This window comes from Gilliamella sp. M0320 (assembly GCF_016101635.1).
Lineage (GTDB): Bacteria > Pseudomonadota > Gammaproteobacteria > Enterobacterales > Orbaceae > Gilliamella > Gilliamella apis.
This window is the reverse complement of record NZ_JACFQD010000001.1, coordinates 69,478-85,467: the sequence shown is the minus strand read 5'-3', so window position 1 is coordinate 85,467 and position 15,990 is coordinate 69,478. Positions and strand designations below refer to the sequence as shown.

The following is a 15,990-nucleotide window of genomic DNA, read 5'->3' as shown; positions in this document are numbered from 1 at the left end:
TTAATTATTGTATCAATTTAATACTTAGAAGTGCACAATTAAATATTATATTACGTAACACTTTTTATCCATTTAATTTAATTTGATTAAGCTTATTTTATTAAAAAAAACCACTCAATAGAGTGGTTTTTATCAATTTCATAACTAAATAGATAATTATCTTGCTATAACTTGAAGTTTGAAGCCTTGAATACCTGCTTTAGTCGTTGTTAAGGTATTATATAATGAGTTATGTTTAGTATTTGCTATCGTAGCAACATTGCCACCAGCTGCTTCTACCGCACCTAAGGCAATTGAATCACTAATACCAGCTCCAGCTACACTATACACACCTGTAGTTAATGCATCTGCAGGTGCAGCTACACTACCTGTATTAGCACTAGAGGTACCGTAAAGATACCATGAGAAGCTATATGAATCAGTAATTATTCTATCAGTACCAGCAGTATTTGGTAAGCTATGATCCCCAGTAGTATTTCCATCCGTTATTTGCCATACAACAGCACCTAAACGATCACCATATTGTGGAACTGTTCGTTTCGCCCAGTCTGCCTCACTAGTTCCAGTTGGTCGAGCTGGTAAAGCAGCTGCTATATTTATATCCATGTCAAGTGTACCATCAGTTTTATATTTGAAAATACCAATTTTTGTACTTTGATCAGAGTAAATTGGTCCTACTGGGTTGTTAGGATCTGGGTCACCAGAACCAGTATTAGGAGCTGGTTGTTCGTTATCACCTAGTGTTTCTTGATGTTGAGGAGCTTGAGTACTCCAAATATCAGCAAGGTTTAACCATTCATTTACATTTGGATTACCAAATGAAGTTTTCTCTTGAAGTTGTAAACCAACTTTCACCGCACCAGCCATATCTTCAGTAATTTTAAAATATATATGACCTTGTTCACCAGTATTTTCATAGGTAAGTGAAGAAAGAGCACTAGTCACATTTGACCATGACACATCATCAGTAGTTTTATTAATCCATACTCTTAATGTGTCTTTTATTTCACCTGTTGAATCAATATCACCATCTGAATCTTTTAAATTAAACCAAATATGAATATAATCACCAACTTTAGCTTTTTTATCGCTACCAGGAGCTGTATTACCAACAGTATCTTCGGTAATACGAATGGTAATAGCACGTTCAATATCATGATCTTTAGCGAAAATAACCGGTGCATTACCTTGTATTTGATTAACGGTTTCGCCCGTTATATCTACTGCGTAAGCACTACTTGCAGCATAACCAGCTAAGAATAAGCCTAATGCGACTTTTTTGATTGTTAGATTTTTCATGTTTAACTTCCTATTTTCTTTGATAAATTAACATGTTGTATTTATATAAATACACCATTTTTTGGTGTTCCCTTTTAAATTATCAACGATAATTTGTGATAATTAAAAAACTTTTTAACTTTAATAAGCAATAACTTGTAATAAGAAACCTTGGTCTCCAGCACATGCACTTTCAGGAATAGATACTTGCTGCCAATTCACGTGCTCAGGTGCACCTTCAACTTTTTCAATACTTGTACCAATAAACGCATAGCTATCTTCACCGTCGATATTACTGCCATTTACTGTTGATTTGATTCCTCGAATCTTATAACGTGCATTTTTACCCATACTCACATTAAACCATGGTCCATTTCGATAGTCAGGATTACCCAAGGCATTTTCAAGATGAACCGCTCTATTTCCAGGGCATGCGCTATCATTTGATCCAACAAGAGACCAGACAATAAATGGGTCCTGAATTACGTTGTCAGCCAGATCATAAGCGACTACATAATATTCGTTATGAACTTTCCACTCATTTGGACCATTTGGATTAAATACTAGGTAAGGGCTATCATCAGTAGCTGCAACTAATGCATTATCTGAACTTCGATAAACTTCAAGTCTACCGGACTGACCACCATTAAAGTAAACAATCGCATGGTTTAAAGATTGGCCATATTGATTCAGCTTAGCTACAAAATCAACTGTACCAGTGATATTAGAAGCAACATTGATAGCATAAGTATCACCAATTACCTCTATATCTCTATTAGATATCTTTCGTCCCATCTTGATTTTTTCAAATGATTTAACAATGACACAAGGTTCTGCTGTCGGACAAGCTGTTATATTTCCAGTGGTTCCATCAATCAAATTAATTGGATTACCATTACTAGTTGCTACCCACAAATCGGTAACGGAAGCTTCAAACGAATTTCCAATACTATCCATTAAGATATTATCACTAAATCCATCATAATCAGTTAGGCCCCGAGTTTCTACGCCTTCTTTTGGTGTGACCAACGTAGCCATTAACGTAACGGTATCCCTACCATTCGCAGGATTGTGAACAGGAGCTGCACTTGGTCTACCATAAACATCAATAGCCCAAACGCCCACTTTGCGTAGTTCGTTATTAGGTAGAACCTCAAAAGAAACTGAGTTAGATGTTGCTGATCTTTTCCCCTTTCCATCAGTAACGGTTACCGATAAAGAATAAATACCATTGGTGCTAACTGGGGGGCGTTGACCATTTTTATCAAGATACTTTGGAGCAACTATTTTCCAATTATCAACACTTGCTGGAGGATTAAACCATGAAGAAGCGGTACAAGTTCCGATTGCCGAACATAAGAAACCACCACCATCATCGATATCTTGCATATTACCAGACCACACCAACTTGGATACACCTTTAGCATTATGCAAAGCTATAAAGATGTTAGATGTTGTACCTTCGATTATTTGAATAGATTCTAATCCTAAATCGACAGTCATTTTTTTCTCTTTATATTCAAGGACGATATAGTTGTTACGATCAACTAAATCATATCGACTGCCTTTTAAGGATCTTGCTGATTGGACCATATCTGGATCTAATTGATCTTTTAATGGCGTACCAATCCGATAATTCATGGTTAATTCTGCTGTAGTAGTTTTTTTATTATCTTGCCCGCGTTTATGTTGAGCTTTTATCGTGAAAAGCGGAACAGGAGTATAATCTAATCCAACTGTTATCGCTCGTGGATCTTTTTGTAAATTATCTTTACCAAACAATGCAACTTTATCACCAAAGTATTGTTCATACATTAGCGACCCACCTAGATGTGGATATTGTGGCAAATAACCTTGAAAACGGATATCAAAACCTTTAGCAGCTCTTTCTAAATATTCATCAAAATCTTTAGACTCTTTCCAGTCCGAGAGAGGATGATAATAGTTCACCGCGAATTTCATGTAATCACTCCATGCCTCGGCACCAATACCTAAACGATTATGTGCACGTTGAAAGTCGTGATCCAAAAAAACATTATAACCAAGTAACCATTTTTTATCGGCTACATCCCAACGTTGGCCAATACCAATATTACCTATACGGCGATTATGTTCATATTCTTGGAATGTAATTTGGCTAAAAATCAACATATCCTCAGTATCAATCCAAGGACTAAATAATTTTAAATTAACGTTATTAAATTGGCCTTTATCACTCAAATCAAACTGTAATTGAGCTGTACCAAAACGACCTAAGAAATCTTGTGCTGCATTACGAACTGGGTCAACAATTTGCGTTTTAACGCCATTACGAACATAATTTTCAGCATAATCTTTACCTTTGTCTTTCAGATGTCCTGATATACCACCATTATCTGATGAAGTAATTTGCTTCCAATCTTGAGTAGCGAGAGTTTGTAATGTAGACGCCACTTGAGTAGCTAAAGCATCTTTATCTTGTTTTACATCATAATTATCGTCAGAACTTAATTTAGGTAAATTCGAATATTTATCTTTTTTATCATCATTAATTTTTATAGCAGGTAATAAAGGAGAATTTTCAGGCAGAACTAGACGCTCACCAATATCAACGACATCTTTCTTGTCAAATCGACCGGCATTCATCGCTCTTAGCTCTGAAATCGAAATACTACTTAACAACGCAATCTGATATAGGCTGCGCTGTTGATTATTTATCATCTCTCGAGCTTTAGTGCCATTTTTCAATTCAATTATCTTATTACTATCAACTGCATTTGAAGACGTCTCCGAGTCTGTAGCGTAAACAGGCTGTAGAGATAGTGTTGCAATCACGAAAGCTGAGATAATTTTTAAATTAAGACTCTTAGTCATCTTAATTATTCCTTATATTCCTCTGACAATATTACAATGTTTTTTCTGTTTTCTATCATTACTGCATTGTCATTAATAGTTGTAATTATTTATTGGTTTTTATATATTTTTTTAAATTACTTTTTACAAAATTAATATTTCTTTACAAAACAACCAAATTTATAAGGATTTTATTACAAAAAAGTAATTTATCAAAATATTTTATTTTATTTTTTGATTTTTTTTGTAAAGAATATTTTTATTATTATTTTTCATTAGGTTATATTGATGCGATTTTGAAGGTAAATTAGCTTTTTAATTAATTTATTGAAAAATACTGTTTTTTATTAATAAATATATTCAAATTTTAAACTAATAAAATTGGTTAGTTTTTCAATAAATAAATCTGAAAAAATATTTCAGATTTATTTATTATAATCTTGTCATAATTTTACAAGATTAAATAATTGCTATTGTTCTTCGTTATAAATTTCAAGATTTTCAGATTCTTTAATTGATAAAGATGTTTTCGTTTCAGCTCTATTATTCTCTAATTGATTAAAATAATTATCATCAACATCTTCTGTAATATAATTGCCATTAAATACGGAACATTCTAAATGATGAATATCGGGATTTTGTTCTCGAATAGAATCAATTAAATCAGAAAGATCTTGAAATATTAATTTATCTGCTCCAATTTCTTTTGCAATCTCATCAACTGATCGATTATAAGCAATTAATTCACTCGCAACAGGCATATCGATACCATAAACATTAGGATGTCTAATTTCTGGCGCAGCCGAAGCTAAATAAACTTTTTTAGCACCGACAGAACGTACCATTTCAAGAATTTTTTCAGATGTCGTTCCTCGTACAATAGAATCATCAACAAGAAGCACATTTTTACCCTCAAACTCAATACGATTCGCATTAAGTTTTCTTCTTACTGACAGTTTTCTGGCATTTTGTCCTGGCATAATGAAAGTACGCCCTACATAACGATTTTTAACAAATCCTTGTCTATAAGGTTTTCCTAAAATACGAGCAATCTCAAGAGCAGCATCACAGGATGTTTCTGGAATAGGAATGACGACATCAATATCAATATCGTTCCACTCTCTGGCTATTTTTTGTCCCAGTTTTTGCCCCATTAATATCCGTGACTGATAAACAGATACACCATTCATTAACGAATCAGGTCGAGCAAAATAGACATACTCAAAAATACACGGATAATATTGAGGATTATCAGAGCACTGTTTAGAATAAAGCTGGCCATCTTGAGTAATATAAATAGCTTCACCAGGCTCCACATCTCGCATAAATTCAAAATCGAGAATATCTAAAGCAACACTTTCTGATGCAACCATATATTCTGTTTTTTGATCATCAATGACTTTTTTACCAATAACCAATGGTCGGATGCCAAATGGATCTCGAAAAGCAACCAGCCCATGACCAATTATCATTGCTACACAAGCATAAGCACCTTTAATAATTTGATGAACTTGATGGACAGCACTAAATATATTATCTGCGGTTAATGGATAAGTCGGGAATTTATCAAGTTCACTGGCAAAAATATTAAGTAACACTTCTGAATCTGAGCTAGTATTTATGTGACGTCTTGCTAATTCAAACACCTTATCTCGTAACTGATCAGTATTAGTTAAATTGCCATTATGAGCCAGTGCAATACCATATGGCGAATTTACATAGAAAGGTTGAGCTTCTGAAGGGCTTGAACTACCCGCGGTTGGATAACGAATATGACCTATACCTAGGTTACCTTGTAATCGTTGCATATGATGTTCTTGAAATACATCTTTCACCAAACCATTTGCTTTACGTAAACGAAAGCGATTTTGTTCATCAATGGTTACAATCCCAGCTGCATCTTGTCCACGATGTTGCAAAACAGTTAAAGCATCATAAATAGATTGATTAACTGTACTACATCCTACAATACCAACAACACCACACATACAATGATTACCTCAAACTTATTGAACTAAAAATGAAGACGACTGCTGTATAAAATCAAAAAACCAGCGAATGATAAAATGGAAATGCGGGATAAGTTGTGATTGCACCCAATACGGAGATTGGGATAAAGGCGTAAAGGTATCAACAAAAAAGAGCACTGCTGCAACAACTAAAATACCTCTTAATACCCCAAAACAAATTCCCAATACTCGATCGGTGCTTGATAGTCCCGTTTTTTGAACTAATTGTCCTATAAGATAAGAGACGATTGCACAAACAATTAATGTCGAAATAAAAAGTATCGCAATAGCAACTGCAATCCGAATGACATCACTATCAAAATAAGTCAAATAACTAGTGATGTACATATAAAAACGACTAGCTATAAAGAAAGCTAACACCCAACTAATTAAAGATAGCGCTTCTTTGACAAAGCCTCTAATAATACTAATCAGTGCAGATAAAATAATCACACCGATAATCGTAAAATCAACCCAATTCATCATAATAACTCACAATTTTTACATTAATATTTTTTAATTTTGATAAATCATAAAATGATTATTAATTGACAACAATTACACCTTTTAACTTAGTTAAATTATTTAAATTACTAATCAACTGTTCAGCTTGTTCTCTTTTCGCATAAGGACCTACTTGTAATTTTATTAGTTGATTTGGTCCTGGATTATTTGGTATCACTCTAACGTTATAGTTATTCAGCCTTAATAAGGCAACTAGTTCCTCAATTTTTTTCTTATTTTTTAATGCACCAAGCTGAATCATATAGGGTTTATCAGTTTGTTCAGAAGATGTCGTTATTTGAGAATCAACACTATCATCAATAATATCAGGTGAAGCTAAAGGGCTAGGATATTGATCTGAATCAGGTGTATAAGAAGATTCATTTTTCACTGCAACATCTTGGTTTTGTCCATCTATTACACCTGATTGTAATATAGGAACTGTTGATGTTTGCGAATTAGATTTATCAGTGATTATATTAGGGGCAATAATAGCAATTATTAACAAAAATGTAGCAAAACCAACAAGTTGATTTCTAACTTTATTTGAGCTACATTTAATTTTCTCTTGATTATTATCCATGTTCACATTTACCTAGTTGCCTACTATATCCAAAACGGCAGAAACGGTATGAAATGAGCCACAAACGACAATAATATCATCTTCTTTTGCTTCTTGCATAGCCTTTTGATATGCTTCATTCACCGAATCAAATGTTGCGATATTCTCTACATTTCCCTCTTGTAAAAACTGCTTTAATATATCAGCATTACATCCGCGCTCACCATAAAGTGAAGCACAATACCACTGATCAGCATTAAATATAGATAAAGTACTTTTAATATCTTTATCCTTAAGCATCCCTATCACAAATCTCACTTTTCCAACTGTTGATTGTTGCTGTTTTAATAACTCAATTTGCTTGACTAAATAACTGGCCGCATGAGGATTATGCGCAACATCAACAATTACAGTTGGTGATAATTGGATAATTTGAAAACGTCCTATTAAGCTAGTTTTTTCAAGAGCACTGTCTATTTGTTTTTGAGTGATAGAAAATGAAAATGGTGAATGACTAAGGGCAGCAATTGCTGTTGCGGCATTACCTAGAGGGACTTGCGGAATCGGCAGATTTTGATATTGCTTAATTGAAGAATTAAATTGCCATGTTAATTTATCAATTTGCTGATAAGACCAATCTTTGTTTACAGCAAAGAGCGAGCAATTTACGGCATGAGCAACGTCTAAAATGGACGATGGTATTTCAGGTTCACCAACAACAGCAATACTTTTCGGTTTAAAAATACCGGCTTTTTCTCGACCAATACTTTCTCTTGTATTTCCCAAATATTCAACATGATCAATACCGATTGTCGTTATAATTGCTATATCAGCATCAACAATATTGGTGGCATCAAGTCTACCACCTAGCCCGACTTCCAAAATAACAACATCTAGTTGGGCTTGCTTGAATTGATATAAAGCTGCAAGTGTTGCATATTCGAAATAGGTTAATGAAACATCTCCTCTGGCCTTTTCAATCGCTACAAATGCCTTAACGGTATCAGACGATGTTGACTCTTGATTATTGATTCTAACCCGCTCAGTAAAACGCAATAAATGTGGAGAACTATAAACACCAATACGCTTATCAGCAGCAAGTAAAATCATTTCTAAGGTACGACAAGTTGTCCCTTTGCCATTAGTTCCTGCTACAGTAAAAATATAAGGAGCTGGTTGTAATAGATCTAATCGCTCAGCAACTGACTTTACCCTTTCCAGCCCTAGTTCAATACTTGAAGGGTGTAACTGTTCCAAATAACAAAGCCATGTCTTAAGATCTGACATGGCATCTGGGATTTTATTTTGCATGATCAGTTAAATTGTCTCATCATTAGCGATATTATCAAAAGGGTTAGGAAGTTTCATTAACTTAGCCAATAAACCAGCAATTTTTGGTCGCATATCTCGACGATGAATAATCATATCAATTGCACCTTTTTCAAGTAAAAACTCACTACGTTGGAATCCTTCTGGTAAGGTTTCACGCACAGTTTGTTGTATTACTCTAGGACCAGCAAAACCAATTAATGCTTTAGGTTCGGCGATATTAATATCGCCCAACATAGCTAAACTTGCAGATACACCACCCATTGTTGGATCGGTCATTACTGAAATATATGGTAACCCTTCATCTTGCATTTTGGCTAAAATAGCACTTGTTTTTGCCATTTGCATTAATGAGAATAGTGCTTCTTGCATACGAGCACCACCACTGGTTGAAAAGCAAATTAATGGACATTTATCTGCTATTGCTTGTTCAGCAGCACGAGTAAATAAAGCACCGACCACTGATGACATTGATCCTCCAATAAAAGCAAACTCAAAACAAGCTACGACAACCGGTATGCCTAGTAGCGTTCCTTTCATAACAACCATAGCTTCTTTTTCGTGAGTTTCTTTTTGCGCAGCAGTTAAACGATCTTTATATTTTTTAGTATCTTTAAATCTTAAAATATCTTTTGGCGCAAGTTCTGCACCAATTTCAACATCAGAACCTTCATCTAAAAAACGATATAAGCGAACTCGGGCAGGAATATGCATGTGGTGATCACATTTCGGACAAACCTCTAAATTTCGGTCAAGTTCAGCTTGATAAATGACCTGCTCACAATTGCTACATTTAGTCCAAACACCACCTGGAATATTCGCCTTTTTATGATCTGACGATATATTATTTTTACTCAGAATTTTTTCAATCCAGCTCATTATGATTCTCTCATTCGGTACTCTTTACAATTAACAACGTATTGTATAATACTTTGCAATAATTCTTAATACTTGTTTTTGCTTTTATTCCAATTTATCCGTAATTAGATAACGTTTTTGATACTACACAAAAATAATATACAACCAAACTTTAAAAAAGTTCAGATAAAACAAAAATAACCATCTATGTTAATTGTTAAATTTATCATTTAACAAATGAAACTATATTTAATATGACCACAAAAAATTATTAGTATATAATTAAAGAATAATTGTTTTTCATCTTTTCAGAAATAAGGGGTTATAGATGGACAAGGAAAAATCAGCCGCACCATCATTTCAAGATGTTCTTGAATACATTCGTTTGTCACGTCGTTTAAACAAATTAAAACGCGAAATCTCAGATAACGAGAAGAAAATTCGTGACAACCAAAAGCGCGTATTATTACTTGAAAATTTAAGTGATTATATTAAACCTGATATGACTTACGAAGAGCTTCAAGCTATTATTGCCAACATGAAAAGCGATTATGATGATCGTGTTGATGATTACATCATCAAAAATGCTGAAATTTCTAAGGAACGTCGCGACATCAGTAAAAAAATGCGTGGTTACCGCTCTAATTAATTTTTTTTCAAATAATACCCTTTTCAAAAGGGTATTATTTTTTGGTTAACTAACCTCCAGCAAGTTTAACTTTAAATCCTTTATCTTCTATTAGTGATTTTAATAGATCGCGTTTATCACCTTGAATCTCAATTTTTCCATCCTTAACCGAACCACCACAACCACAACGTTTTTTAAGATCGGCAGCTAATTGCTGTAATTGGCTATCATCTAAGTCAAAACCATCAATCACACAAACACCCTTCCCTTTTCGGCCCGATGTCTGACGTGAAATACGAATGATACCATCACCTTTAGGCCGAGGCTTAGTGGCTTTTTCAGGCATTATTCGACCATGCTCAGTTGAATAAACAATTGGATTATCTGTCATACTAATTGCTCTTAGATGAATCAAGGGTTGATAAAATAGTCTGTAATGCTTTGCTTGGATCCTCCGCTTGCGTTATAGGACGGCCTATGACTAAATAATCGGCACCCGCTGCTTGTGCTCGCTGTGGAGTCATAATTCGTCGCTGATCATCAGGAGTAGAACCTGCTGGACGAATACCAGGTGTAACCAATTTGAAATCACTACCAAGCCGTGTTCTAAAACTCTGTACTTCTTTGGCAGAACAAACTACACCATCAAGCCCACAATTTTTGGCCAATAATGCTAAACGAGTTGCTTGTTCTAATGGCGATACCTCAATACCAATTTCTTTAAGATCTGAAGATTCCATACTCGTTAGTACAGTGACCGCAATTAATAAAGGTGCATCTTTTCCATATGGGTAAAGCGCATCTTTTGCCGCCGCCATCATACGAACTCCACCACTGGCGTGAACATTTGTCATCCAGACACCTAGTTCAGCAGCAGCAGCTACTGCTTTGGCTACCGTATTAGGTATATCATGAAATTTGAGATCTAAAAAAATATCGAAACCTTTTTGTTTTATCTGTTTAATAAAATCAGGTCCAGCATGAGTAAATAATTCTTTACCAATTTTAAGACGGCAATCTTTAGGTTCAACTTTATCAATAAAATTCCACGCGGACTTTGTATCAGAAAAATCAACAGCAACAATAATTGGAGATGACATAACTTAGTTATTCCTTTTAATTATAAATTTTTAACTATTCTTTTTAATAAATTCATTTAAATCAGCATAGAATATACGAGCACTTTCTTTATAACCTTGTAAAGTTTGATGTACTAAATCTGGGCGAGCAAGGCCTCGTTTACGCCAATCTTTAATAGAATGAGGGCCGCCCATAGCCAGTTGCCAATCCCAAAATAGCGTTTTCTCTGATTTAGCGACTTGTTTTTGGATACTCATTACTTTAGCAAAAGATTTTGGAAAACTCTTTTCATTTAACATCGTATCTGGTGGCGTCATTAATAATATTACCGAATTTGGTGATGATTTGCGAATTTGACGAATATTTTTCACCAAGTTTTTACGATAAGCATTCGCATCTAAGGTTTCATCAAAACTTTCATTTGTACCATATTCAAGAATAATCAAATCGCTTTTTGAGGCCGATAATTCATTTAACCAGTTAGGCCCCCATTTCTGCCATATTGTCTGTTTGGCGCCATTAGTTGCAATCGAAGAGACAATAACCCCAGATTGTTGGTGACGAGTTAACCATATACCACCGATTTCAATATCGCTAGTTGCTTTGATAGAAAAAGGTGCTTTAGTGATAAAAGATATTGTCTGCCAGACATTACTTTTGGATGAATAATTAATATCTATTTTTTTATCATTAGCATCATAAATATTCAGCAAATTAGGACTATTTTTTAAAGCTTTAACGGTTAATTGTACTTGCCAATTTTTATTGCCAGCATTTTTAGGCATCAGCTGAATAGTCGCTACATCTTTGGTTGGCTTAGCAATAAATCCTCCCATCGGAAAATCTAAATTACTTAATGTACGGCTACTTAATACATTCCAGTTTTTTGTTTTCCAACTTACCCCGGCATGGCTTTGACCTTTTATCGCAACCGGAGTGACCCAGCCAATCCCTGCATTACCATATTTTTGTTGCATCAATGTTCGAAATTCACCAGTAAAAAAATCGGCCGCTGAGTGAGAATCACCAAGCTGAGTAATATTCACAACTTGATTACTATTTTTAGACAATGAATTTAAATGTTGGATAAATTGTTTGCTATTGGGATCGCCAAAGTCAACAATACTTGATAGTGTACTTGTTCTACTTTCAGCAACACTGCAACCAACAGAAACAGTGACAATCATTACAGTAAAAATATACTTTAAAAGTTTAATCACTATCATTGTCCTCTAATTGTTTAAAGATAATTTTTTCCATAATAGCCGTGGCTAAAATTTTCTGGCCGGTGGAGGTAAAATGGACGCCATCATCAACCCTTACTTTTATTTTTCCTTTATCGGATTCAACAAAACTTGTAAAGTTCTCATAAGTACAACCTAATAACTGATTAGTAGTTAAAAAATGTTGTTGTACTTTTTCTATTTCAGATTGATACAACATATTTAAATACACCATGCCATCATTGAGTTTTGGTTTACGCATACAAGGTGCAGCTAGCCAAAGGACTTGTACATCATGCTCATAAGCACTATTTAAAATAGCAGCTATACGCAAACGGTATTCTTCTTCCCATATAGGTGATTTGAATTTAACGTATTTAGGGTATCCTTTTACGGGAAAATCCCACGGATCATTAGGCCCTAGAAATACCACAAGTAATTTAATAGAAGGATCGGTAATTAAGTTATCACTAATTGTTTTTGGCCAATTAAAGGCTTTTGGATAAGCAAGTCCCGTACTTTGTTTACTAAGATCAATACTTTCTATTTTATATTGTTTGAATAACATTTTTTTAACATATGGTGCAACGCCTTGCATTAATGAATCACCGGCAAAAAAAACCTTATCATTTTCGGTTAATACTATTGGTAATGGTTCATGAATTAATGGAATATCATGCTTTGGTATCTTAGGTGTTTCAAGGTCAGTTAATAAAGATGCTTGATTGTTTTCTGGTTTATTCGTTTGATTTTTTTTAACAATATCTGGCTGTGGAATAATTAGAATATCTTTAATTAAATGAATATTGGTATCTTCTACATTGTCATCATGATCGATAATTGTTGCTTGTGATCCTAACAAAATTTCATCTATAGCTTCGTCAGAATCTTCTTTTATGAAGTCTTGAGTAACACCTCCTGAATTAAAAAGATCGGAATGATAAGTTTGTTGCCAATAGATTAAAATTGATCTGTGATAAATTGCAATTAATGCAATACCAGTAATAAATAATAGGAAAAAAATTTTTTTTGCAGAAAGCGTATCATGATTATTTAGTAAACAATCTGATTTTTTAAAATTGTTTTTAGTTCTTTTGTTATTATTAGAAGTATTATTTTTTAATACTCTATTTTGCTGTCCATTTTTTCTGGACCTATTTCTTCTATTTTTCGAAAATGTTTTTTTGTATGTCATTTTAATTTTTCATCATAATCAAAAATTAGCATAAATAAAGTTTGGTACACCAGAAGGTGCTAAATAGATTGTTAGCCATAGTATAAAGATAAATAAAACTGGCAGGTAAATACTATTTATTCTACTAAGCTGTACCGTACACCAAGTAGGAATATTTTTACATAATGGATATATAAAAAATATGACACATATACTTATAAATGCCGCCATATAATGTGGTTCGACTGTAAAATTGTGGCATAGTGCATTTAGATAATCTAACGCATCCGCTAAACTCTCACAACAGAAAAATAGCCAAGTAAAACAGATATAGTGCCAAGTTAATAATCGAGCAACAATTGGCGAACGTTCTGTTATCCATCCTCGACCTATATAACGGTCTAAAATATTAAGAAAGGCAATACCTATACCGTGACAAGCGCCCCAAATAATAAAATTAATCCCTGCTCCATGCCATAATCCAGACAGTAACATAGCTAACATCACATTAATTTGAGTGCGAACAAATCCACGACGACTACCACCTAATGGAATATAAATATAATCTCTAATCCAATGAGATAAACTAATATGCCAGCGATCCCAAAACTCACGTAAATTAGAAGATAAATAAGGAAAATTGAAGTTAATCGGCAGCCGGAAACCTAATAAAAGCGCAATCCCAGTCACTAAGTCAGTATAACCAGAGAAGTTAAGATAAATTTGCATAGCATAAGCATATAAGCCAACTAATAAATCAATAAAGCTATATTCTAAAGGGTTTGAAAAAATTGGCGTTACCCAATTTTCACTAATTAATCCACCCAGACAATAAACTTTTATGACTGCTAGAATAATTAATGTAAAAGCTCGGAAAGGTTCTAAAATATCTCTAGGTTGACTTACCGCAATTTGAGGCAGAAACGTTTTTGCTCGATTGATTGGCCCAGCAATTAAACTAGGAAAAAAAGCTAAAAATAAGGCAAAATCCCAAAATTTCGCTACGGGTAATTCTCTCTTTTTAATTGATACCAAATAACTTACTGAATGGAAGGTATAAAATGAAATGCCTATTGGAATAAGAACAGTAACAACAGGTATTAAAATTGATAAGTTTAAATAATTACATAATGACTGTAACTCATATCGAAAAAAATCAAAATATTTAAATAATGCTAAATTGATGATTGAAGCAACCAACCCTAAAATCAACCATCGATTGGCATAATGTTTGGAACCAGCAATCATCAAGGAAAAGAAATATATCGCACAAGTATAAATAAAAAGAATAACAGCAAACTGTAAACTATAGCTACCAACAATAAGATAACTTGAAATCAAAAGTAATTTATTCTGAAATTTTGGTAAAAATCTAAAAGCCCAATATATCGCAAAGAAAACCACAAAAATTAGACTAAATTCAATCGATAAATAACTCACTGCAATCCTTTCATCTGTAAATATATCGTTGACCAAAAACTTTATTACTACATTATCACTATATTAATTCTGCTGCTGATAGCTTATTAGTTGTGATTGAGCTAAAACATTATAGATAATCAATTCTTTATTTAATCCAGTCACCGATAACAATAAATTCCTCGCTTGTAACCAAATTTGATACAACGAAGCTATTTCATCATTATTTTTTGTCGCAAGTAGCCTGACTAAAGGCACTTGATCGCGATTAACTATGTATCGACCTACTTTTTGTTTGGCTTTTAAGGCATCGCTTAACAATGCACAAAACCAAGTAATGTGCTCAAAAAAACCTTCATGATTAAAAGTTTTTGCTAATTGCCAAAAATTATTTCGTGGTAAGACTTCTGTTAAATTCTCACAAAATGATTTTCTCTGCTGCCATTTTTCAGGTTGTAGTAATGTTGCTGCATTTATTGGCGCATTTTCGCTCAATAATAATGCAGTGGCAAGTTCATTATCACTGTATAGATGATTGTGTTGCTTTTTTAACCAAACAATAGATTCTTCTAATTTTGGGATAGGCAAAAAATAACAAAAACAACGGCTGTGAATCGTGGGTAAAAATTGGCTATTATGCTCATCACTCAAAATAAAATAGGTATTTTCGGGTGGCTCTTCTAAAGTTTTTAGCAATGCATTAGCTGCCGCCTCGGTCATTGAAGCCGCATGTTTGATCCAAATTATTTTATTACCACCTTGTTGTGATTTTTCATAAACTTTAGTCGAAATATTACGTATTTGATCAATACCAATTGATTGTTTACCTTGCTCATGTGTAATGACGTAATAATCAGGATGATGCTGAGATAAAAACAACTGGCAATTATGACAATTACCACAAGGCTCTAATTGTTGTGAAGATTGACAAATTAATCGATTAATCAGTAGATTTATCAATTCTTCTTCACCACTTCCCTGAATATAATTAATTAACAAGGCATGATGCGCCCGATTATTAACAATCGTATCAGCAAGTTGCTGAAAAGGTAATGCAAGCCAAGGATATTTATTAAAAATCATAAAACTAAAAC

Annotated in this window: 14 protein-coding genes; 1 reads left to right on the top strand and 13 read right to left on the bottom strand. The window is 33.7% G+C overall.

Annotated elements, in window-relative coordinates:
* Window positions 1–156: 156 nt before the first annotated feature.
* The 7 genes from H3T83_RS00375 to accD all read right to left on the bottom strand — a co-directional run bounded on the left by H3T83_RS00375 (window position 157) and on the right by accD (window position 9,393).
* Entirely contained in the window at window positions 157–1,299 is a 1,143-nt protein-coding gene (locus H3T83_RS00375; protein ID WP_198214796.1) for a hypothetical protein, read from the bottom strand.
* Between the two features lie 120 nt (window positions 1,300–1,419).
* On the bottom strand, window positions 1,420–4,131 hold the full coding sequence (locus tag H3T83_RS00370) for an inverse autotransporter beta domain-containing protein (protein ID WP_198214795.1): 2,712 nt from the start codon (window positions 4,129–4,131) through the stop codon (window positions 1,420–1,422).
* A gap of 449 nt (window positions 4,132–4,580) precedes the next feature.
* Window positions 4,581–6,098, bottom strand: a complete 1,518-nt coding sequence (gene purF / locus H3T83_RS00365; protein ID WP_198198465.1) for an amidophosphoribosyltransferase — start codon at window positions 6,096–6,098, stop codon at window positions 4,581–4,583.
* A gap of 18 nt (window positions 6,099–6,116) precedes the next feature.
* Window positions 6,117–6,602, bottom strand: a complete 486-nt coding sequence (locus tag H3T83_RS00360; protein WP_034903542.1) for a CvpA family protein — start codon at window positions 6,600–6,602, stop codon at window positions 6,117–6,119.
* Window positions 6,603–6,663: 61 nt separating this feature from the next.
* Entirely contained in the window at window positions 6,664–7,206 is a 543-nt protein-coding gene (locus H3T83_RS00355; protein WP_086357355.1) for an SPOR domain-containing protein, read from the bottom strand.
* Window positions 7,207–7,218: 12 nt separating this feature from the next.
* Window positions 7,219–8,496 (bottom strand): bifunctional tetrahydrofolate synthase/dihydrofolate synthase, encoded by a 1,278-nt coding sequence (gene folC, locus H3T83_RS00350; protein WP_232351080.1) that lies wholly within the window; start codon window positions 8,494–8,496, stop codon window positions 7,219–7,221.
* A gap of 6 nt (window positions 8,497–8,502) precedes the next feature.
* Window positions 8,503–9,393 carry an acetyl-CoA carboxylase, carboxyltransferase subunit beta gene (accD, locus tag H3T83_RS00345; RefSeq protein WP_065577724.1) on the bottom strand — a complete coding sequence of 297 codons (891 nt, stop codon included), beginning with the start codon at window positions 9,391–9,393 and terminating at the stop codon, window positions 8,503–8,505.
* A gap of 307 nt (window positions 9,394–9,700) precedes the next feature.
* On the opposite strand from accD, the gene tmaR reads away from it, so the two are divergent.
* Window positions 9,701–10,021 (top strand): PTS system regulator TmaR, encoded by a 321-nt coding sequence (tmaR, locus tag H3T83_RS00340; RefSeq protein ID WP_065577725.1) that lies wholly within the window; start codon window positions 9,701–9,703, stop codon window positions 10,019–10,021.
* A gap of 49 nt (window positions 10,022–10,070) precedes the next feature.
* Here the strand turns inward: tmaR and yciH are convergent, their stop codons facing one another.
* The 6 genes from yciH to holB all read right to left on the bottom strand — a co-directional run bounded on the left by yciH (window position 10,071) and on the right by holB (window position 15,979).
* Window positions 10,071–10,391 (bottom strand): stress response translation initiation inhibitor YciH, encoded by a 321-nt coding sequence (gene yciH, locus H3T83_RS00335; RefSeq protein WP_086361093.1) that lies wholly within the window; start codon window positions 10,389–10,391, stop codon window positions 10,071–10,073.
* Between the two features lies 1 nt (window position 10,392).
* A complete protein-coding gene (gene pyrF, locus H3T83_RS00330) occupies window positions 10,393–11,100 on the bottom strand; it encodes an orotidine-5'-phosphate decarboxylase (protein WP_198214794.1) in 708 nt (235 codons plus the stop codon).
* A 30-nt stretch (window positions 11,101–11,130) separates the two neighbouring features.
* Window positions 11,131–12,300 (bottom strand): GDSL-type esterase/lipase family protein, encoded by a 1,170-nt coding sequence (locus tag H3T83_RS11475; RefSeq protein WP_198214793.1) that lies wholly within the window; start codon window positions 12,298–12,300, stop codon window positions 11,131–11,133.
* The gene (locus tag H3T83_RS00320; RefSeq protein WP_081300023.1) at window positions 12,293–13,498 is read right to left on the bottom strand and encodes an SGNH family hydrolase; all 1,206 of its coding nucleotides are present in this window, start codon (window positions 13,496–13,498) and stop codon (window positions 12,293–12,295) included. Before H3T83_RS00320 ends, H3T83_RS11475 begins: the two co-directional genes overlap by 8 nt.
* 18 nt (window positions 13,499–13,516) lie before the next feature.
* Window positions 13,517–14,917: an MBOAT family protein gene (locus tag H3T83_RS00315; RefSeq protein ID WP_198214792.1), complete on the bottom strand. Its 1,401-nt coding sequence runs from the start codon at window positions 14,915–14,917 to the stop codon at window positions 13,517–13,519.
* Window positions 14,918–14,980: 63 nt separating this feature from the next.
* Window positions 14,981–15,979 (bottom strand): DNA polymerase III subunit delta', encoded by a 999-nt coding sequence (holB, locus tag H3T83_RS00310; protein ID WP_198214791.1) that lies wholly within the window; start codon window positions 15,977–15,979, stop codon window positions 14,981–14,983.
* Between the last annotated feature and the right edge of the window lie 11 nt (window positions 15,980–15,990).